This window comes from Micromonospora sp. NPDC005707, assembly GCF_040631005.1.
Classification (GTDB): Bacteria; Actinomycetota; Actinomycetes; order Mycobacteriales; family Micromonosporaceae; genus Micromonospora.
In genome coordinates, this window is sequence record NZ_JBEXYR010000007.1 from 367,170 (window position 1) to 387,040 (window position 19,871).

The following is a 19,871-nucleotide window of genomic DNA, read 5'->3' on the forward strand; positions in this document are numbered from 1 at the left end:
GGGCTCGCCCAGCACCGTACCGCGTGGAGGGTGGCGCGCGCCTCAGGCGAAGAGGCGGGCCAGTTCGGTGCGGGAGCGCACGCCGAGCCGGTGGAAGATGTTGCGCAGATGGTGGTCGATCGTCCGGGTGGACAACGACATCCGGGTGGCGATCTCCCGGTTGGTGGCCCCCTCGGCGACCAATTGGGCGATGTGCAGTTGCTGGCCGGTCAGCAGCTGCGCCGGCGGCTGTTGCGCCGACCCGACCGACTCCCCCGCCGCGCGCAGCTCCGCGCCGGCCCGCTCGGCCCAGACGGTCGCGCCGAGCAGGGTGAACGTCTCCCGCGCCCGGTGCAGGTGGGCCCGGGCGTCCCGCGGCCGGCGGGCCCGGCGCAGTTCCCGGCCGAACAGCAGCTCGGTGCGGGCCCGCTCGAACCGGTCGGTGTCGGTGGGGTGCAGCCGCAGCGCCGCGCGGAACTCCCGCTCGGCCTCGGCGCTGCCGCGGGGCGCGAGCAGCGCGTGGCAGCGGGCGGAGAGGGCCCGGCGCGACGGGCTCGCCGTGCTGCTGGCCCAGCGGTCGAAGACGGCGAGCGCCGCGGTGGGCCGCCGGCCGTCGTGGGCGGCCGCCTCGACCAGGTACGGCGTGGCCATCACCTGCACGAGGACCTGGCCGCGGCCGGTGCCGGTCCGGGCGAGCGAGGCCAGCCGGGTGGCCGCGTCGGCGTGCCGGCCGTCGACCAGGTCGAGCACGCCGAGCGCCCACTGCGCGTACGCGTAGGGGCGGCTGCCCGGGGTGGCGCCGTCGCCGATCTCGGCGATCCGGGCGAGGCTGGTGGCCCGGTCGGCCCGCACCGCGGCCAGCACGGCGAGGATGCCGAGGTGGACCCGGGCGCAGGTCCGCTGGCCGGTGGCACGGGCGACCCGCAGCCCCTCGTTCGCGGTCTCCGTCGCCGTGGCGTGCCGGCCCAGCCAGTACTCGGCGACCGCTCGCAGCTCCAGCGCCCGGGGCAGCACGGACCGCTCGCCGCGGGCCCGGGCCAGCTCGACGGCGCGGTCGGCGAGCCGGTGCGCCGCTCCGTCAACGGCCACCAGCAGCCCGGCCACGGCGGCGCAGACCAGGGCGGCCGGGGTGAGCGCCGGCCCGGTCAGCCGGCCGCCGAGGACGACGACCCGGCGCAGCGCCGGCCCGCCCCGCTCGTGGTCGCCGCGCAGGGTCGCCCCGACCCCGGCCGCGAACGTGGTCAGCAGCTCGACGTCCGGCGGGTCCCCGGGCCGGCGCAGCGCCCACGCCCGCCGCGCCACCTCCGCGTACCGGTAGTGGTCGCCGGTGAGGCAGATGGCCTCGCCGGCCCGGACCAGGCCGAGCAGAGCCGCCCCCCGGTCGGCCGGCGCGACCGCCTCGGCGGCGGCGAGCAGGGTGGCGACCGCCGTGGAGGGCGCGTCGCAGCGGAGCTGGATCTCGCCGCGCAGCAGGTCGGCCGGGCCGGTCGCGGCCGGGCCGGCGGGCGGCGCGGAGAGCAGCCGCCGGGCCTGGTCGGGATGGCCGGCCGTCCAGGCGCAGCGGGCGGCGGCGACCGTGCGGGCGGCGGCGCGGGCGGGGTCGTCGCTGAGTTCGGCGGCGCGGCGCAGAGCGGCGGCCGCCTCGGTCCGGTCGTCCGCGCCGGCGGCGGCCGCCTCCAGCTCTGCGGCCAGCGCCGGGTCGGGGCCGTCGGTGGCGGCGGCGCGGTGCAGGGCCCGGCGCAGCGACCGGCCACCCGGCGCCCGGGCCAGCAGCAGATGTGCCGCACGCCGGTCGGCCAGCGGCGCGACGGCCTCGATCATGGTCCGGGTCAGCGGGTGCGGGAAGGTCACCCCCGCCGGGCCGGCGCGCAGCAGGCCGGCGGCCACGGCCGGCGCGAGCGCCTCGACGCCCAGGCCGGCGACGCGCGCCGCACGGTCCAGCGTGGCCGGGTCCCCGTGGCGGTCGAGCGCGGCCAGCAGCAGCACCTGCCGGGTGTCCGGCGGCAGCCGGTCGAGGCGGGCGCGGTACGCGGCGCCCAGCGTGCCGTCGGCCGGCGGGGTGGCGGGCAGCGGCTCGTCCCCGTGCCACTGGCCGGGGGTGAGCGCGCCGGCGAGGTCGACCAGCGCCCGCGGGTTGCCGCCGCTCACCGCCGCCAGTTCGGCGGCCACCGTGGCCGGTGGTGGGGCGGACCGCCGGTCGGCGAGCAGGGCACGGCACTGCCCCTCGTCGAGGGGGCGCAGCCGGTGGGCGGGCAGGTCACCGGCCGCCGCCTCGCCGGCCGCGGTGAGCACGAGGGCGACCGGCAGCCGGCTCAGCCGGCGGGCCACGACGGCGAGCGTCCCGGCGGTCTGGGGGTCGCCGGCGTCGACGTCGTCCATCGTGCACAGCAGCGGGCGGTCGGGGGCGGCGACGGCGAGCAGGCCGAGCACGGCGGTGGCCAGGGTCAGCCGCTGGGCGTCCGGGCAGCCGCCCCCGGCGAGCACGCGCCGCAGCACCCGCCGTTGCCGCTCGGGCAGCGACCCGGTCCGGTCGAGGACCGGGTCGAGGAGGCGTTGCAGGCCCGCGTACGGCAGGGTCGCCTCGTCGGCGAGCCCGGCGCCGGCGAGGACCGCCCGCGCACCGGCGTGCTGCCGGGCGTACGCGAGCAGGGCGCTGCGACCCGAACCGGGCTCGCCGTGGAACAGCAGCGCGCCGCCGCCGGGCCCGTCGAGCAGGTCGCGGACCGCCCGGCACTCGTCGTCCCGGCCGTGCAAGGTTATTTGCACTCTGAATGCAGTAACCATGCATCCAGTTTCACCTATCGGTAACCAGTCGGAAAAGACTTTGCCCCTCGGGATCCGCCAGCAGCGCCGCCATCGTGCGCGCCATCACCGCCCGGGCCGGACCGACGCCGAGCCCCAGCCCGTCGCGCAGCATCGACCAGGCCGACCACATGCTCGCCGCCACCAGGGCGTGCACGAGCTGCTCCCGCCCCGGGCCGGCGCGGTCCAGCTCGGCGGCGAAGAGCTGCTCGATCTCGTCGCGGACGCGGTCGATGTGCTTGCGGCGGTTGCGGTGCAACTGCGGGGAGAGTGGCTCGCGCAGCTGCGCCGCCCGGGCGGACGGCGCGATGAGGTGCAGCAACCGGGCCCGCTGTCGGCAGTAGGCCTCGACCCGCGTGGTCAGTGGCAGCGCCGGGGAGATCGGCCGCCAGGCGGCGTCCTGGCGGCGCAGCAGTTCCTCGCCGCTGGCCTCGAACAGCGTCTCCATGTCCTTGAAGTTGGTCCACAGCGTGCGCAGCGAGACCCCGGCCCGCTCGGCGATCCGGTCGCCCGTCGGGCGCAGGTCGCCTTCGCCGACGAGGGCGAGGTGGGCCTCGACGATGGCGGCCCGGGTGCGGGTGGCCCGCGCGGTCCGTCCGTCGACCCGGCCCGGGAATCCGCTGCCGCCCATCCCGCCCGCCTCCTCCACGCACGCCGAGTCTAGGGCCGCGCCGCGCGGCGGGGCGGCCGCCGTGGCGGCCGCCCCGGAGGCGAGGCTCAGGAGCTGGGGCAGGTGTTCCGGTACTCCTCGATGGCCAGCCCGCTCGGTCCCGGGCAGAGGAACTGCTCGTAGCGGGTGTCGTTGTCCACGAAGCGCTTCAGCCAGGCCACCATCTGCTTGGCCATCGGCGTGTTCACCGTCTGGGGGAAGAAGTGGCTCGCCGCGTTCAACTCCAGGTACGCCTTCTCGGACGAGGCCGGGATGCTGTTGTAGAAGGGCTCCGAGTGGCTGGCGACCGGGGCCACGGTGTCGCTCTCCCCACCGATGATGAGCGTCGGCACCGCCAACCCGGACCAGGTCTTGTCCAGGTTCCAGGGCGCGAGCGGGACGGCGGCCTGCAGGGACGGCCGCGCGGCGGCGGCTTCCAGCGTGCCGCCTCCGCCCATCGAGTGCCCGGCCACGGCGAGCCGGGTGGCGTCGATCCGGCTCCGGACCGTGCTGCGCTGGACGAGGTAGTCCAGCGCGGCCAGGAGCTGGCGGCCCCGGCTGTCGGGCTGGTCGAGGAGGGTGTTGGTCTCGATGCCGATGACCACGAAGCCGTGCGAGGCGATCCGCGGTCCGAGCCAGCTGAGACTCGACCAGGTGGCGGTGAAGCCGGGCGAGATCGCGATGGCGCCGAAGGTGCCCTCGCTGGTGCTGGTCGGGTAGTAGACGACCCCGCCGCCGAAGCCCGTGACGCTCAGCGCGGAGACGCTGTAGGACGAGGTGGCGAAGGGGCCGCGGCTGGCCTCCAGGATGGCGCTGGTCGGCGCGGGGCCGCGCTCGTAGGGGTTGGCGGCCGCCTGCGCGCCGGCGGGGACGGCCACGGCGCCGCCGACGGCCAGGACGGCCGCCACGGCGAGTCGGGCCAGGGCGCGGAGACGGGTACGGGGACGGGGGGTGGTGGCTGGTCGCACGTCGGTCGCTCCTTGTCGGGTAGGGAGATCCATCGACATGCGTCAGTATTGGAGCGCGCACCCGGCCACCGCATCGGCGAAATCACCGGTCGTCGTTGCCGGGCGGCGGGCCTTCGCGCGGCGCGGCCCGGCCCGGCTCGGTGACCTGTCCGTGACGTCAACAGTGGACGATGGGCCGATGCAGCTCACCCGACGGAACCTGCTCGGCGTGACCGCGGCGGCCGGCGTGACCGGCCTGGCCACCGGCTGTGAACCGGAACGGCGGGAGCCAGCCGCGCCGGCGCCGGACGCCGCTCCGACCCTGGACCCGGCGAGTTGGGAGAGCGTACGGGCGCAGTTCGCGCTCGACCGCGGCCGGGCGCACCTGGCCACCTTCGTCTTCGCGCCCCACCCCGCGCCGGTGCGCGCCGCCGTCGCCACGCACCGGGACGGGCTCGACCGGGACGCGATGGGCTACCTGGGCGCCAACGAGGAACGCCTCGACGGGGCGGTGCTCGGGGCGGCGGCCCGCCACCTCGACACCCGCCCCGACCAGATCGCGCTGACCGACTCGACCACCATGGGCCTCGGGCTGGTCTACACGGCTGTGCGGCTGCGGCCGGGCGACGAGGTGCTCACCACCGAGCACGACTTCTACGCCACCCACGAGTCGTTGCGGCTGCGGGCCGAGCGGGACGGGGTGACCGTACGCCGGGTGCGCCTCTACCGGGATCCGGCGGTGACCAGCGTCGACGAGATGGTCGGCAACCTGGCGGCGGCGGTCTCCGCCCGCACCCGGGTCGTCGCACTGACGTGGGTGCACTCCAGCACCGGCGTGAAGCTGCCGGTCCGGCAGCTCGCCGAGGCGGTCCGCGCGCGCAGCCCCGAGGCGCTGGTCTGCGTCGACGCGGTCCACGGCTTCGCCGCCGACGCGGCCACACCGGAACAGCTCGGCTGCGACGTGCTGGTCTCCGGCTGCCACAAGTGGCTGCTCGGCCCGCGGGGCACCGGCCTGGTCTGGGGCAGCACCCGGGCGTGGAGCCGGATGACCCCGGTCATCCCCACCTTCGACCGGCGCAGCATCGGCCGGTGGCTGTTCGCGGGCACGGGCGGGCAGCCGACGCCTCCCGGGCCCGCGCACACCCCGGGCGGCTACCACAGCTTCGAGCACCGCTGGGCGCTCGCCGACGCGTTCGAGTTCCACCACCGGATCGGGCCGGCGCGGGTCGCCGAGCGGAACCGGGACCTGGCCGGCCGGCTCAAGGAGGGGCTGGCCGGCATCCGCGGGATCCGGCTGGTCACCCCGCGCTCGGCCGACCTGTCCGCCGGGGTGGTCTGCTGCGCCGTGCCCGACATTCCGGTCGGTGAGGCGGTGGGCCGGCTGTACGCGGCCGGCGTCATCGCCAGCAGCACCCCGTACAACCCGTCCCACCTGCGGTTCGGCGCGACGATCGCGAACAGCGAGGCGGACGTGGACGCCGCGGTCGAGGCGGTGCGCGGCCTGGTGTGAGCCCCCGGCCGCCGCGACCCGCAGGTGTGCCCCCGCGTTTTCCGGGAATGGCACGCCGACGGCCGGCGAGTGGCGACGGAGGTCAGGTGGGCAACGGGGGGCGGGATCCGGGTGTGCCGCGCGCGGGAGGGGCCGAGTCGCGCCCCGGTGCGGAGCACGATCGGCCGCGGCCCGCCGACCCGCACCACAGCGCCAGGACGATGTCCGACCCGGACGTGGTCCTGCAGATCCCCCACCTCCGGGTGGACGACATCTGCGCCGAGGTCGACGACCTGGACGCCCACGTGTCCCTGCGCGCCCGGCTGGGCGGCCTGCTCCAGCTCGACGTGGGGGTGCAGGCCCGGCTCGGCACGGTCCGGATCGACATCCGCGGCGTGACCACCGAGGCGATGCTGGAGGTCCGGCTCGACGAGCTGAACGGCATCCTCGACCGCGCGTTGAGCACCGTCGACCGCAACCCGCAGATCGTCGAGGCGGTGGTCGGAACCGCCGGCACCGCGGCCGAGCGGGCGGTACCGCCCGTGCCGCCCGCGCCGGAACCGCCGCCCCGGACGCCCCGGCGGCCGGCCGACGCGGCGGGCGGGGCAGCCGCCTCCCCGGGGCGTACGGCGTGGCGACGGATGAAGAAGATCGCCAAGGACGGCCGGCCGCTGCGGCGGGCCGCGGCGCGGCTGCTGCCCGGCGCGGGACCGGAGCCACGCCGCGACGGTTGAGCGGCCGGGCTACTCGTCCAGGTCGGTGCGCGGGACCAGTTCCGGTGACCAGCGGACGTCGTAGTGGGGCGCGGCGACCGACTGGGCGAAGGCGGTCGACGCGGCGCGGGAGCTGACGATCCGCCAGTCCTTCTCCTTGTCCACCTCGAACCAGATGAGGCCGATGACGTCCCGGTGCTTCGGCAGCGTCCGGAAGGTCTCCCGGATCCACTGGGCCTTGTGCCCCCCGGCGTCGGAGGCGCCGGTCTCGGTCACGACCAGGGGCCGCCGGCTGAAGGTGCGGATCTCCGCGATGGTGGGGCCGAAGATGGCGTCGAAGGACGAGTACCGCGACCAGGCCCCGGTGCCGTAGTAGCCGGTGGTGCCCACCCAGTCGACGTAGTCGTCGCCGGGATAGAACTGGGCGAGGTTCGCGGTGGTCTTGCTCCACCGGGCGTTCGGGCTCCACACCCAGGTGACGTTGGTGGCCCCGACCCGCTCGAAGAGGTCGTGCACGTGGCGCCAGGCCTCGACGTACTCGCCGGGCCGGTTGCCGTTGGCCTTCTCGCACCACGGGTACCAGTCGCCGTTCATCTCGTGGGCGAACCGGATGGCGACCGGGTAGCCGAGTGATTTCACGCCCTCGGCCCAGGAGCGCAGGTAGCCGTCGAACTCGCCGCCCGCGATCCGGGACAGGCGGTAGCGCGGCTGGGTGGAGCGCAGCCGGTCGATCTGGCGGGCGGTCAGCTTCTTCTGCTTCCGGGCCGCCTGGTCCGCCTGGTAGTCCCAGGGTTCCCAGCCGAGCATGGGCAGCATGCCGCGGTCCTTGATCCGGTCGAAGAGCACCCGGTCGAACGTGCCGGACTCCCAACCCACGCCGAAGAGCATCACCTGCGGCTCGCGCCGCGCGGCCGCGGCGAAGCGGTCCACCGCCGTGAAGTCGTACGGGCCCTTGTCGGTCATCACGCCGACGAAGGCCTTGCCGGCCGGCGGGAAGAGTTCCGGGGCCAGTTGGAGTGGCGGGCCGTCGGCGCCGGCCGGCACCACCGCGCCCGATTCGGCTGCCGCGGGCGGCCGGGGCGCCGCGCCCTCCCCGCCCCCGCTCGTGGTGACCGGCGCCAGGGCGACGGCGTAGGCCAGCAGCACCGCGGCGACCACCAGCACGAGGACACGCGGCCTGGTCAGCCGGACCACGGCACTACCTTCTCCACCGCCACCCGCTCGAACATCGAGCCAGTTTATGCCGTTTGCTGGCTTATGTCCGGAAAACTAGTCCGCCAGCTTCGCGCGCGGGACCATCCCGGGTGACCAGCTGAACCGGTAACGCGGGTCGGCGACCGCCGTGGCGAAGGCCTGCGACACGGCCGGCGAACTGACGATGCGCCAGTCCAGCTCCTTGTCCACCTCGAACCAGATGAGGCCGAGGATGTCCTCGTGACGCGGCAGCGCCCGGAAGGCCTCCGCGATCCATTCGGCCTTGCGCCCGGTGGCGTCGGAGGCACCGGTCTCGGTGATGACCAACGGTTTCCGGCTGAACGCGCGGATCTCGGTGATGGTGGCGCCGAAGATCGAATCGAAGGGCCGGTAGTCCGTGTAGGCCCCGATGCCGTAGTAGCCCGTGACCCCCACCCAGTCGACGTAGTCGTCGCCCGGATACAACCCGGACAGCTTCGGGAGCGACGCGTCCCAGCTGGCGTTCGGGCTCCACACCCAGGTCACGTTGGTCACCCCCGCCGCGAGGAAGAGGTCGTGCACGTGCCGCCACGCCTGGACGTACTCGCCGGGCCGGTTGTCGTTGGTCGCCTCGGACCACGGGTACCAGTCGCCGTTCATCTCGTGTGCCAGCCGGATGGCCACCGGGTAGCCCAGGGACCTGATCCCGTCGGCCCAGGACCGCAGGTAGGGGTCGAAGTCCCCGGCCGTGATCCGGGACAACCGGTAGGCGGGCTGGTGGGAGCGCAGCTCGTCGATCTCCCGCGTCGGCAGGTTCCGCTCGCGGGCCGCGCGGTCGACCCGGTGGTCCCACGGCTCCCACCCCAGCATCGGCAGCATGCCGCGGTCCTTGATCCGGTCGAAGAGCGTCCGGTCGAACGTGTCCAGGTTCCACGACGCGCTGAAGAGCATCACCTGCGGCTGGTGTTTCGCGGCCGCCGTGAACGAGTCCACCGCCGCGAAGTCGTGCGGGCCCTTGTCGGTCATCACACCGATGAACGCCTTGCCGTCCGGCGGGAAGGGTGCCGCGGCCGGCCGGGGCGAATCTCCCGGCTCGGCCTTCGCGGGCCGGGGCGGGGATCCCGGCTCGGCCGTCACGGGCCGGTCGGACCGGCCGTCCTCCCCGTCCCCGAACATGGCGGTCGGCGCCACGGCGGCCGCGTAGGTCAGCAGCAGCGCGCCGGTCAGGACGAGCACGATCCGCCCGGCGGTCAAGCTCCGCACAGCTACTCCTTCGTCCGGGAGACCATGTCGGGCGACCAGGTGACCTGGTAGCGAGGGGCGGCGACCGCGCCGGCGAAGGCCGTGGACACGGCCGGGGAACTGACGATGCGCCAGTCGAGTTCCTTGTTCACCTCGAACCAGATCAGCCCGATGATGAACGGGTACCTGGGCAGGGTCTGGAAGGCATCCCTGATCCATTCGGCCTTGCGCCCGATGTGGTCGGATCCACCGGTCTCGGTGATGACCATCGGCTTCCTGCTGACGGTGCGGAGTTCGGTGATGGTCTTCTTGAAGACCCCGTCGAAGGAGAGGTACGGCGCGAAGTCGTACTTGCCGTAGTAGCCCGTGACGCCCACCCAGTCCACGTAGTCGTCGCCCGGGTAGTAGGTGGAGATCGGCGGGGTCAGGTCGGTGTAGCGGACGTTCGCGCTCCACACCCAGGTGACGTTCGTGGCCCCGACCGCCCGGAACACGTCGTGCACGTGGCGCCAGGCCTTCACGTAGTCACCGGGCCGGTTGCCGTTGACCAGCTCGCACCACGGGTACCAGTAGCCGTTCATCTCGTGGGCGAAGCGGAGGGCCACCGGGTAGCCGAGCGACTTGATCCCTTCCGCCCAGGACCGCACATAGCTGTCGAACTCGCCGCCCGCGATCCGGGACAACCGGTAGCTGGGCTGATCCGAACGGACCGCGTCGATCTGCTGGGCGGTGAGCTTCTGCTGCCGGGCCCGCTCATCCAGCCGGTAGTCCCAGGGTTCCCAGCCCAGCATCGGCATCATGCCGCGGTCGCGGATCCGGTCGAACAGCGTCCGGTCGAACGTGGCCGACGCCCACCCCTCGCTGAAGAGCATGACCTGCGGCTGGTGCTTGGCGGCCGCCGCGAACCGGTCCACCGGAGTGAAGTCGTGGGGACCCTTGTCGGTCATGACACCGATGAACGTCTTCCCCGCCGGCGGGAAGGGTCCGCGCGGCCGGGGCGCCTTCGCCTCGGCCGTCACCGCCCCGCCCCGGCCCTCGGAGCCGGTGGTGGGCGCGATGGCGAAGGCGTACGTCAGCAGCAGCGCGCCGGTCAACACCATCACGACCCGCGGAAAGGTGAATCGGATCATCGCAGAACCCCCTCGGCCGCGACCCGTGACCTCGGCGGGTGGATCTCCTCGGTCTCCCCGCGAGCGGGAGCGGGCGCGGGCACGACCACCTCGTCGTCCTTCCGGCGGCTGGCCCGCAGGTTCGACGCGAGCGCGATAAGGGGCGGACCGAGGCCGGTCAGGAGGGTCAGGACGGGCCACACCCGCAGCAGGGGTGAGCTGTTGTCCAGCACGAAGCTCGCGCCGAGCAGGCCGGCGGAGACAGCCGCCCAGCAGAGGTGCAGCCGGAACGTGCGCAGCGACTCGATGGTGCGCAGGCTCCCCTTGGCCGTCACGACGAACCCGAGCTTGCGGCGCAGCAGCGCGGTGAACCCGGCGGCCACGTAGACGGGCCCGGCGAACAGCGCCAGCGCCATGCCGGCCATGCCGATCTCCTCCCGTTCGTGCGGGGCGATGTTGAAGCGACGGAGCCAGAGCCACAGCAGGAACCAGGTGCCGAAGGTCGAGCCCCAGAGCACCGACCACACGGTGACGTCGAGCTGCGCCGAACCGACCCCGGTGAGCAGGTACGTGGCGGTGGCGAGGTTGCCCAGCAGCAGGCTGACCGCGACGCTCGGGTAGTAGAACTGGAGCAGGCGGTACTGCCAGCGGCGCCGGGACGGCAGCTCGCGCGGTGCGCGCAGTTCGGGCCGGACGAGGATCTCGCAGATCCCGGCCGCCCAGCGCTTCTGCTGGTTGAAGTAGTCCGCCCACGAGGTCGGGCCCTCGCCGATGGCCACCACGTCGGGCGTGTAGACGCCCTTCCACTTGTTGCCCGTCTCCGGGTTGGTCGCGGCGTGGATGCGGATGCTGGTCAGGTGGTCCTCGATGATCGAGTCCTGGTAGCCGCCGATCGTCCGCCAGGCCGCCGGCCGGTAGAGGTGGCCGGTGCCGGTGAGCAGCGGCGCGTCCAGGCCGTTGCCGCCGCGGGCGATGAGGCCGTTGTAGAGGTACTGCTGCACGGAGGCGCCGTGCGCGACGAAGTTCTGGTGCATGTTGCCGTACACCTGGGGGGTCACCACGAAGGCGACGTCCGGGTCGCGGAAGTAGCCGAGGGTGCGTTCGAGGAAGTTGGGCAGTGGCACGTGGTCCGGGTCGACGTTGGCCACCACGTCGTACCGGTTCTCGTGCTCGGCGCGCCAGGCGTTGTGGTTGCCGGACTTGGTCCGGGCCCGGAACTCCCCGCCGGGCTGGTTGTACTCCGGCCGGCCCTTGCGGCTGAAGTGGTGGACGCCGAGCCGCGCGGCCATCTCCTTGACCGCCGGGTCGTCCCCCTCGTCGAGGATCCAGACGTCGACCCGTCCGCAGTAGACGATCTCCCGCAGGCGCCGCAGCGTCCGCTCGGCGACGTCGAGCGGCTCCTTGCTGGGCACGATCGTGGTGAGCAGGGCGACCCGGAGGCCGACCGGCGGGTCGACCGGCACCGGGTCCCGGGCGTGGAACGCGAACACCCACACCACCACGTTCTGCGCCAGGCGGATCAACTCGACGCCGACGACCACGCAGAAGCCCAGCCGGGCCGCGATCGTCTGCCAGCCGCCGGCCCCGAACACGCCGGCGCCGGGCACGTGCTCGGGCAGCAGCAGCCAGCCGACGAACAGCAGCCCGGCCGCGCTGTTGACCAGCACGAGCAGGGTCAGCACCAGCCGCGCCGCGGGCGAGGCGGCGTGCCGGAACTCCACCGCCGCCCCCGGGCCCCGTGGCGCGGCCAGCGGCCCGGCGGTGGCGCCGCACCGGGCGTACGCCAGGCGGGCCCGGATGTTCAGCTGCCGGCGGTCGGGTCCCTTCCGGGCCGGCGGTCCGGCCGGGACGATCGCCGGCGGACGGTTGCCTGAGGCGCCCGGCGTGCTGGCCCGGGACGGGCGTGTATCAGCGGCGATGGCCACGTTTTCCCCCATGGTGATCTCGCCACGAACCCTGAGCGGGCAGTGGGGTTGAAAGGTCGTGCTCGGTCAGAGGGCGGCGTGCTCGTCCACCAGGAGGGCGAGGGTGAACCCGGTCGGGTGCCAGACCTGCGCCACCTCGTATCCCGTGCGGAGCAGCCGCTCCGTCGCGCCGCCGACGGGCGGCACGGGATCCGTGCGTTCGCCGGGGCGGATCACCCACAGTCGCCGGACGCCCCACAGGCAACCGGCGCAGCCGCGCGGCGGCGCCGCGGCGAACAGGTCCGTCGGCCGCCGGTCGGCGGGAAGGTAGCGGGCCACCAGGGCCCGCGCGTCCGCGTCGCCGTAGACCACGCCGTCGGCGGGCAGCCGCCGGGCGCCGACGATCTCGGCGACCTCGCGGGTGGCCTGCCCGTGCCCGTCGGGCGCGCGGACGGCCGCCTGGGCCGGCGCGACGATCAGGGCCAGCGCGGCCACCGCCACCACCCACCAGGCGGGGCGCACCCGGGACAGGGCGGCCGCGGCCAGGGTCGCCCAGGCCGGCAGCGTGAAGAGCAGGCTCGACGGTGACCAGACCGGCGTCGCCTGCGCGAGGAGCAGCAGGCCGAGCGGCGGCAGCACCGCCCACGCGGTGCAGATCGCCGCGGCGCGCCGCAGCGGGAGGCTGAACAGCGCCAGTCCGAGCAGGACGGCGCCCAGCGCGGCGACGCCGAACAGCTCCCGGGGGGTCGCGGCGAGGGCCGCCAGGTCGGGGCGGGCCGCCGGCGCGACCTGCCCGCCGGCGCGTACCCCGGACCAGAGCAGCCCGGCGGCCGGGAGCGCGCCGAGGAGGGCGGCGGCCAGCCACCGGCCGGTCATCCCGCGGCGGAACGCGAGCACGACCCAGCCGTGCCCGACGAGCAGCAGGAGCGCCATCGCGTGACACAGGCCCAGCAGGGCCACCGCGGCGGCGTACGGGGCGAGGCGGCGCAGGCTGGGGCGGTCCAGGGCGGGCAGCAGGAACCAGGTGGCGAGCACCGCGGCGAACAGGGCGAGGGCGTACGGCTGGGCCTCCTGGGCGTACCGGGTGACGCTCGGCAGCAGCGCGAAGATCACCCCGGCGAGGACCCCCGTGCCCGGCGCGAACATCCGGGCGGCCAGCGCGCCGACGAGCGCGGCGGTCGCCGCCACGGCGAGCAGGGACGGTACGCGCAGCGCGAGGTCGGTGGTGCCGAAAGCCTCCGCCCAGGCGCGCATGAGCAGGTGGTACGGCACGAGCGTGACGTCGCCGCCGGGGAGCCCGTCCGGCCAGGGGGAGGTGGCGGCCCGCCAGGTCGCCAGCTCCGCCAGGCGCAGGCCGGGAGTGCCGGCTCCCACGACGCCGAGCGCGCCGGCCAGCAGCGCCGGCAGCAGCCAGGCGGCGAGCCGCCAGCGGGAGGTGTCGTCCGGTGGCCGGTGCCCGCCGGCCCGGGAACCGAGAGCACGGTCCTCGCCCCACGGGTCCTCGACCCGGATCTCTCCCGACCCGAGCCGGGGCAGGACCATGGTGTCCGCGTCCATCATCGTGACTCACGCATCCCTGTGGGTGCCGGCGACCTGGTTCCAGCCGCCCCGGGGCGACGCCGGATCGGCGTGCTCGCGACGGTGCGACCGCGTGTTACGGCCGGCACCGGGAGTCCCCGGGTCGAGGACTGGATGACACCGTGGAGCTTAATGACCCACTCCGACATAACGCTCATATACGACGAACCGGACGGGGCGATACCCCGGACGGGGGAGGTCACCGGCGTGGCGTCCGCCGCGCCCCGTCGCGCCAGGTGGGAGCTGCTCCGAACCACCGCCGGGCAGCGGTTTTCATGCAAGCATCGGTCCGGACGACGGCGACCGACCGGCCGCTCCAGCTGGCCACGCGCCAGGGACGCCGGGGGGCGACGTGAGGGCACTGGTCTGGCGGGGCGTGCACCAGCTGGCCGTGACCCAGGTCCCCGACCCGGAGCTGCGCAACGAGCAGGACATGATCGTGCGGGTGCGCAAGAGCGCCACCTGCGGCTCCGACCTGCACCTGCTCGGCGGCCACCTGCCGTTCCCGGCGCGCGGCGACGTGCTGGGGCACGAGTTCCTCGGCGAGGTGGTCGAGGTCGGGCCCCGGGTACGCCGGCACCGGGTGGGCGACCGGGTGGTGGTCTGCTCCGTCGTCTCCTGCGGCCGGTGCTGGCACTGCGGGCGGCAGGAGTTCTCGCTGTGCGACAACGGCGGCGCCGGTGAGTCGGGAGATCTCACCCCCGGCGGCCGCTACGGCCACGCGCACGGCCCCGGCGGGTTCGCCGGCAGCCACGCCGAGTACGTCCGCGTCCCGTACGCCGACCAGGGCGCCTTCACCGTGCCGGACGGCGTCACCGACGAGCGGGCGCTGTTCGCCTCGGACGCCGCCCCGACCGGCTGGATGGGCGCCGACCTCGGTGGCGTCCGCCCCGGGGACGTGGTGGCGGTGTGGGGCGCCGGCGGCGTCGGTCAGCTGGCGGCGCGTGCCGCCGTGCTGCTGGGCGCGGAGCGGGTCGTCGTGATCGACCGCCTGGCCGACCGGCTCCGGATGGCCGAGCGGCACCTCGGGGTCGAGACCCTCGACCCGGAAACCCAGGAGGTGGCCGGCGAGCTGCGGGAACGCAGCGGCGGGCGCGGCCCGGACGTGTGCATCGAGGCGGCCGGCGCGGCGCCGCCCGGCGGCGGCCCGCGGCGCCGGCGCGACCGGCTCGGGCACCTGCTCCGGCCGGAGCCGGACCGGCCCGTCGCCGCCCACGAGGCCGTCCGCCACTGCCGCAAGGGCGGCAGCGTCTTCCTGCTCGGGACGTACGCCGGCGCTGTCGACGGGTTCCCGCTCGGCGCCGTGGTGGACAAGGGCCTCACCCTGCGGGGCGCCCAGCAGCACGGCCGCCGGTACATCCCCATGCTGCTGGAACGGATGGCCCGCGGCGAGCTGGTCACCGAACACCTCGCCACCCACACGATGCCGCTGGACGAGGCGCCGCGCGGCTACGACACGTTCACGAACCGGCGCGACGGCTGTGTGCGGGCCGTCTTCGAGCCGGGCCGGTAGCCGGCCTGTCGGCCACGTCACTTCAGTCAGCGAAACTTTGCACAGCCTGCAAGATCGCCGGTAGGGTCGCGCGGTGACCCTGGACCGCCCTCCCGCCGACGGCGGCCTCCGCGACCGCAAGAAGCGGCGGACCCGCACGGCGCTGGCCACCGCGGCGCTGCGCCTGGTCGCCGAGCACGGGCTCGACCAGGTGACCGTCGAGGAGATCAGCGCGGCGGCCGACGTCTCCTCCCGCACCTTCTTCAACTACTTCCCGAGCAAGGACGACGCCCTCATCGGCGACCAGGCGGCGCTCAACGCCCGGTTCGTGGCACGGCTCGGCGAGGCGCCACCGGACGTGCCCGCCCTCGCGGCCATCCGCGCGGCGCTCGGCGAGGTGATCGAGGAGATGCAGGAGGACCGCGAGCTGTGGTTGCTCCGGATGGACGTGGTCATGCGGAACCCGGCCCTGCTGCCCCGCCTGGTCGCGGCGGGCGCCGAGGCGGAGCGTTCGATGATCGACGTCGTCGCCGCCCGGGTGGGCGTACCGACCGACCACGTGTTCCCGGCCCTGCTCACCAGCGTCACCGGCGCCGCGTTCCGCGCCGCCGCGCTCCGCTGGGCCGCCACCGCCGGCGCCCGCTCCCTCGCCGACCTGGTCGACGAGGCGTTCGACACCCTCGCCGCCGGCCTGCCGAACCCCGGCACGCCGAAGCCCCACCCCACCCGCACTCCGAGCTGAGGAACCGCATGTCCGCACCCACCGCGCCCGCCGACGCCGCCGAGGTCGGCCCGGCCCGCATGTCCCGCCGCGAAGTACTGCAGGCCCTCTCCGGCCTCATGGTGGGCATGTTCGTGTCGATCCTGGCGTCCACGGTCGTGGCGAACGCGCTGCCGCGCATCATCGCCGACCTCAACGGCAGCCAGACCGTCTACACCTGGATCGTCACCACCGAACTGCTGGCCATGACGGCGACCGTGCCCCTCTGGGGCAAGCTGGCCGATCTCTACAGCAAGAAGCTGCTCATCCAGTCGTCCCTGGCCCTGTTCGTGATCGGCTCGCTGATCGCCGGCTTCACCCCGAACGTCGAGGTGCTGCTGCTCAGCCGGATCGTGCAGGGCGTCGGCGCGGGCGGCATGACGGCGCTGGCCACCATCGTGATGGCCGCCATGATCCCGCCGCGCGAACTCGGCCGGTACGCGGGCATCTTCGGCGCCGTGTTCGGCGTCGGCACCATCGCCGGGCCGCTCATCGGCGGGGTCCTGGTCGACACCTCCTGGCTCGGCTGGCGCTGGTGCTTCCTGATCGGCGTCCCGTTCACCCTCCTGTCGATCTTCCTGCTGCAGCGGACGCTGCACCTGCCGGTCGTCCGGCGCGAGGTGCGGATCGACTGGCTCGGCGCCGCCCTCATCACGACGGGCGTCTCGCTGCTGCTGGTCTGGTCGTCGCTGGCCGGTCACAAGTTCGCCTGGGCCTCCGGCTGGACGGCGCTCATGGTCGGCGGCGGCGTCGCGGTGCTGGCGGTGGCCGTGTTCGTCGAGTCGCGTGCCGCCGAGCCGGTCGTCCCGCTGGACATCTTCCGCAACCGGACCGTCTCGCTGTCCACCGTGGCCAGCGTCCTGGTCGGCGTCGCGATGTTCGGTGGCACCGTCTTCCTGTCGCAGTACTTCCAGATCTCCCTGGGCAAGTCGCCGACCGTGGCCGGCCTCATGAGCCTGCCGATGATCTTCGGCCTGCTGATCTCCTCGACCGTCGCCGGTCAGCTCATCACGCGGTACGGGCGTTGGAAGATCTTCCTGGTCGCCGGCGCCGCCGTCATGACGGCCGGCATGCTGCTGCTCGGCACCATCGGCGCCGGCACCGGCGTCGTCGTGGTCTCGATCTACATGGCGGTGCTGGGCGTCGGCGTCGGCATGCTGATGCAGAACCTGGTGCTGGCCGCCCAGAACGACGTGCCCGCCAACGAACTGGGCGCGGCCACCTCGGTGCTGACCTTCTTCCGCAGCATGGGCGGCGCCATCGGGGTCAGCGCCCTCGGCGCCGTCCTGGCCAACCGGGTCACCGAGCTGATGACCGAGCGGCTCGGCCCCGCCGCGGCCGGTGGCGGCTCCTCCGCCGCCGTGCCGGACCTGTCCACGCTCCCCGAGCCGGTGCTGCGCATCGTGCAGGACGTCTACGGCAACGCCACCGCCGAGCTGTTCCTGGTCGGCGCGCCGCTGGCCCTGCTCGCCATGGTCGTGGTGCTGTTCATCAAGGAGAAGCCCCTGCACACGCTGAGCGGCGACGAGCGGCGGGCGCAGGAGGAGGCGGCGCAGGCCGCCGGCGTCACCCACTGACGGGCCGTCCGGCGCGGGTCCCGCGCGGCCACCGGTTCCGGGGCTGCGCGGACCCGCGCCGGATGGAAGGATGACCGGGTGTCATCCCTCGCGTTACGGCACGTCACCTTCCTCGGTGGACATCCGCGTGGCCCCAGCGAGACGAGCGGGCTGACCGCCGTCCTCGACCGCTCCGGCATCGACCTGCGCCGGCCGATCCGCCGGTTCCTGCGCCTGCCCTGGCCCACCCTGCGGGGGCTGGACATCCGCACCCCGAGCCTGCTCTCCATGGCGCTCGACGGTTACGGCCTGCGTGCCGGCGGGGCGCACCTCGACCTGCACCTGGACCAGGGGGTGTGCCGGTTGCACGTCGACGGCCCGCCGGCCTCGGAGCTGCGCGAACGGCTCGCCGCGTGGGCGGCCGAGGAGGCGGGGCCGCCCGAGCCGCTGCCCGCCACGCCCCCACCGCCGCCCCGGCAGATGCACGGTCCGGTCGACGTGGTCCGGGTGTCGCTCGACATCTGGCGGGCCGCCGGCGTAGGCCGGGAGTCCGTCCCCGACCGGGGCACCCTGGCCTACCGGCTCAGCCTGGCCGAGGACCACCGCCTCTGCGGCCGGTTCACCGAGGCCGTCGCGCTTCTCGAACCCCTGGCCGCCGGGGCGGCGACGGCGTTCGGGCCGCTCGACACCGACGCCCTGACCGTCCGCAACGCGCTCGGTCAGGCCTACCTGGCCGCCGGGCAGGTCGACGACGGGCTGGACGTGCTGCGGGAGGTGGTCACCGCCGCCGAGCACGGGCAGGGCGCCGACGCCGAGCTCACCCTCGTCATCCGCAACAACCTGGCGGTCGGCTACCAGCAGGCCGGCCAGTACGCGCAGGCCATCGAGCTGCACGAGCAGAACATCCGGCACAGCGAGCGCACCCACGGGCAGCTGAGCCGGCAGACGGTCGGCCGGCGCAACAACCTGGCCGCCACCCTGGCGCTGGCCGGCTACCGGCGGCGGGCGATCGCGCTCTACTGGGAGGTCCTCGACGCGCTGCCGGACGGCGCCCGCGACGACACCCTGGCGGTCACCGCCCGGCAGAACCTCGCCATCCTGCACAACCCGTCCTGGCGACCGTGACCGGTCAGGGCAGGGCCGACGAGCGCTCGGCCGAGCCGGCCCGGCGGGCGCGAGGCACCACGTCGTCCTTGCGGACGATGGCGGTGACCTGCTCGCCGACCTCACGGGTGAGCCGGTCCGGGCACGGCAGCCCGAGCCGCACCGCCAGGTCCCGCCCGTACAGGTCGACGGCGGCCTCGGCCAGCTCGGCGTAGACCGCCACGGCGAGGCGGGCGCGGTAGCGCGCGGCGGGCAGCGCCACCAGGCCGACCACCAGGGCCGGCCACCAGAACGCCCCGAGGACGGCGTACAGCAGGCCCCAGCCGACCAGCCGGGCGGCCGCCCCGCACCGGTCCTGCGCGGCCGCCAGCTCGCCCCGCGCCTCGTCGGGGAGCAGCAGCCACAGGCGCGGCCACCCGCTCGCCAGGTCGATGCCGTAGCCACGGTGCACCCGGACGTCGGTCGCGTGCAGCCGGTCGCCGATCCAGGTGGGCCGCGTCGGCTCCACGAGGCAGATCGCCGACCGGCGGGCGAGGGCCCGGCGCGTCCGGTCGCGCAGCGCCGCGTCGCCGGGGTCCGCGAGCAGCGCGCGTTCCGCCGCCAGCACGGCGGCGTCCGCCCGCTCCCACCGGCGGCGGCGGCGGGCGGCGAGCCGGCTCAGCACCGGCCCCGACCCGGGCCGGCTCCACGTCCAGGAGACGAGGACGCCCACCGACTGCGCGACGAGCCCAGCCGCCGCCGCGCCGAGCAGGAACGCGACCGCGCCGATCAGCAGGCCCGCTCCCGATCCACCGGCCGGCCCGGCGGCCAGCCCGTCCCACCAGGTCGCCAGGGCGGGCTGGTCCAGCGCGTGCCGCTGGCCCAGGACGTGAGCCAGGACCACCGCGGCGGCGAACAGCGCGCCCGGCAGCAGCAGCGCCGCCGTCCACCGGGTCACCAGCTGCTTGCCGAGCTCGGCGAGGAGTGCGTTCACAACACGATCCGGCGCTGCCCGAACGCCGCACCGGTCAACCCGCACACCGGCCGGTCGCCGTCGCCCTCCGGGACCGCGCGGGGACACGGCAGCGGGCTCGGGCAGCCCCAGGCCACGACCGTGGGATGCCCGCCGCCGCCGAGCCACGACTCGAACCCGCGTACGCCGGTGGTCAGCCCGTCGATGCCGTGCCGGGCGAAGGCGTCGTCCAGCCGGTCGAGGTCCTGCTCCAGATGGTGGTCCAGGCGGCCCTGGGCGACGGCCTCGGCGATCCGGTCGAGCACGTCGGCGGCGCCGTACCGCTCGGCATGCTGGCGCAACTGCTCACCGACGGCCTGCCGGCACAGCCGGGCGACGCGCTCCGCGACGAGTTCCAAAGCCTGCTCCCCGGGCACCGATGG

At 74.9% G+C, this 19,871-nt stretch carries 16 protein-coding genes; 6 read left to right on the forward strand and 10 right to left on the reverse strand.

The window, feature by feature from the left end; genetic code table 11:
• Positions 1-42 precede the first annotated feature (42 nt).
• From ABZ452_RS16890 to ABZ452_RS16900, 3 genes are all read right to left on the reverse strand, one after another.
• Complete coding sequence (locus ABZ452_RS16890) at positions 43-2,733, reverse strand: LuxR C-terminal-related transcriptional regulator (RefSeq protein WP_357943503.1); 2,691 nt, start codon at positions 2,731-2,733, stop codon at positions 43-45.
• Positions 2,734-2,773: 40 nt separating this feature from the next.
• Positions 2,774-3,412 (reverse strand): TetR/AcrR family transcriptional regulator, encoded by a 639-nt coding sequence (locus ABZ452_RS16895; RefSeq protein ID WP_357943708.1) that lies wholly within the window; start codon positions 3,410-3,412, stop codon positions 2,774-2,776.
• Between the two features lie 86 nt (positions 3,413-3,498).
• Positions 3,499-4,431 carry an alpha/beta hydrolase gene (locus ABZ452_RS16900; RefSeq protein WP_357943710.1) on the reverse strand — a complete coding sequence of 311 codons (933 nt, stop codon included), beginning with the start codon at positions 4,429-4,431 and terminating at the stop codon, positions 3,499-3,501.
• Between the two features lie 145 nt (positions 4,432-4,576).
• Here ABZ452_RS16900 and ABZ452_RS16905 point away from each other — a divergent pair, with 145 nt between their 5' ends.
• A complete protein-coding gene (locus ABZ452_RS16905) occupies positions 4,577-5,887 on the forward strand; it encodes an aminotransferase class V-fold PLP-dependent enzyme (RefSeq protein ID WP_357943505.1) in 1,311 nt (436 codons plus the stop codon).
• 200 nt (positions 5,888-6,087) lie between these two features.
• Positions 6,088-6,600, forward strand: a complete 513-nt coding sequence (locus ABZ452_RS16910; RefSeq protein WP_357943507.1) for a hypothetical protein — start codon at positions 6,088-6,090, stop codon at positions 6,598-6,600.
• A 9-nt stretch (positions 6,601-6,609) separates the two neighbouring features.
• On the opposite strand, the gene ABZ452_RS16915 is transcribed toward ABZ452_RS16910, so the two are convergent.
• From ABZ452_RS16915 to ABZ452_RS16935, 5 genes are all read right to left on the reverse strand, one after another.
• Positions 6,610-7,773, reverse strand: coding sequence for a glycosyl hydrolase (locus tag ABZ452_RS16915; RefSeq protein WP_357943509.1), 1,164 nt, complete (start codon positions 7,771-7,773; stop codon positions 6,610-6,612).
• Between the two features lie 75 nt (positions 7,774-7,848).
• On the reverse strand, positions 7,849-9,015 hold the full coding sequence (locus ABZ452_RS16920; RefSeq protein WP_357943511.1) for a glycosyl hydrolase: 1,167 nt from the start codon (positions 9,013-9,015) through the stop codon (positions 7,849-7,851).
• A gap of 2 nt (positions 9,016-9,017) precedes the next feature.
• The gene (locus ABZ452_RS16925; protein ID WP_357943513.1) at positions 9,018-10,124 is read right to left on the reverse strand and encodes a glycosyl hydrolase; all 1,107 of its coding nucleotides are present in this window, start codon (positions 10,122-10,124) and stop codon (positions 9,018-9,020) included.
• Positions 10,121-12,040: a glycosyltransferase family 2 protein gene (locus ABZ452_RS16930; protein ID WP_357943515.1), complete on the reverse strand. Its 1,920-nt coding sequence runs from the start codon at positions 12,038-12,040 to the stop codon at positions 10,121-10,123. The genes ABZ452_RS16925 and ABZ452_RS16930 overlap by 4 nt, the downstream gene beginning before the upstream one ends.
• A 54-nt stretch (positions 12,041-12,094) precedes the next feature.
• The gene (locus ABZ452_RS16935; protein ID WP_357943517.1) at positions 12,095-13,567 is read right to left on the reverse strand and encodes a glycosyltransferase family 39 protein; all 1,473 of its coding nucleotides are present in this window, start codon (positions 13,565-13,567) and stop codon (positions 12,095-12,097) included.
• 370 nt (positions 13,568-13,937) lie between these two features.
• Between ABZ452_RS16935 and ABZ452_RS16940 the strand changes: the two genes are divergently transcribed.
• From ABZ452_RS16940 to ABZ452_RS16955, 4 genes are all read left to right on the forward strand, one after another.
• The gene (locus ABZ452_RS16940; RefSeq protein WP_357943519.1) at positions 13,938-15,098 is read left to right on the forward strand and encodes an alcohol dehydrogenase catalytic domain-containing protein; all 1,161 of its coding nucleotides are present in this window, start codon (positions 13,938-13,940) and stop codon (positions 15,096-15,098) included.
• Positions 15,099-15,171: 73 nt separating this feature from the next.
• Positions 15,172-15,819: a TetR family transcriptional regulator gene (locus tag ABZ452_RS16945; RefSeq protein WP_357943522.1), complete on the forward strand. Its 648-nt coding sequence runs from the start codon at positions 15,172-15,174 to the stop codon at positions 15,817-15,819.
• An 8-nt stretch (positions 15,820-15,827) separates the two neighbouring features.
• On the forward strand, positions 15,828-17,414 hold the full coding sequence (locus ABZ452_RS16950; RefSeq protein ID WP_357943524.1) for an MDR family MFS transporter: 1,587 nt from the start codon (positions 15,828-15,830) through the stop codon (positions 17,412-17,414).
• Between the two features lie 78 nt (positions 17,415-17,492).
• Positions 17,493-18,518, forward strand: coding sequence for a tetratricopeptide repeat protein (locus ABZ452_RS16955; protein WP_357943526.1), 1,026 nt, complete (start codon positions 17,493-17,495; stop codon positions 18,516-18,518).
• Positions 18,519-18,522: 4 nt separating this feature from the next.
• Here the strand turns inward: ABZ452_RS16955 and ABZ452_RS16960 are convergent, their stop codons facing one another.
• Both ABZ452_RS16960 and ABZ452_RS16965 read right to left on the reverse strand, forming a co-directional pair.
• A complete protein-coding gene (locus tag ABZ452_RS16960) occupies positions 18,523-19,470 on the reverse strand; it encodes a hypothetical protein (RefSeq protein ID WP_357943528.1) in 948 nt (315 codons plus the stop codon).
• Positions 19,467-19,847 (reverse strand): hypothetical protein, encoded by a 381-nt coding sequence (locus tag ABZ452_RS16965; RefSeq protein WP_357943530.1) that lies wholly within the window; start codon positions 19,845-19,847, stop codon positions 19,467-19,469. The genes ABZ452_RS16960 and ABZ452_RS16965 overlap by 4 nt, the downstream gene beginning before the upstream one ends.
• Between the last annotated feature and the right edge of the window lie 24 nt (positions 19,848-19,871).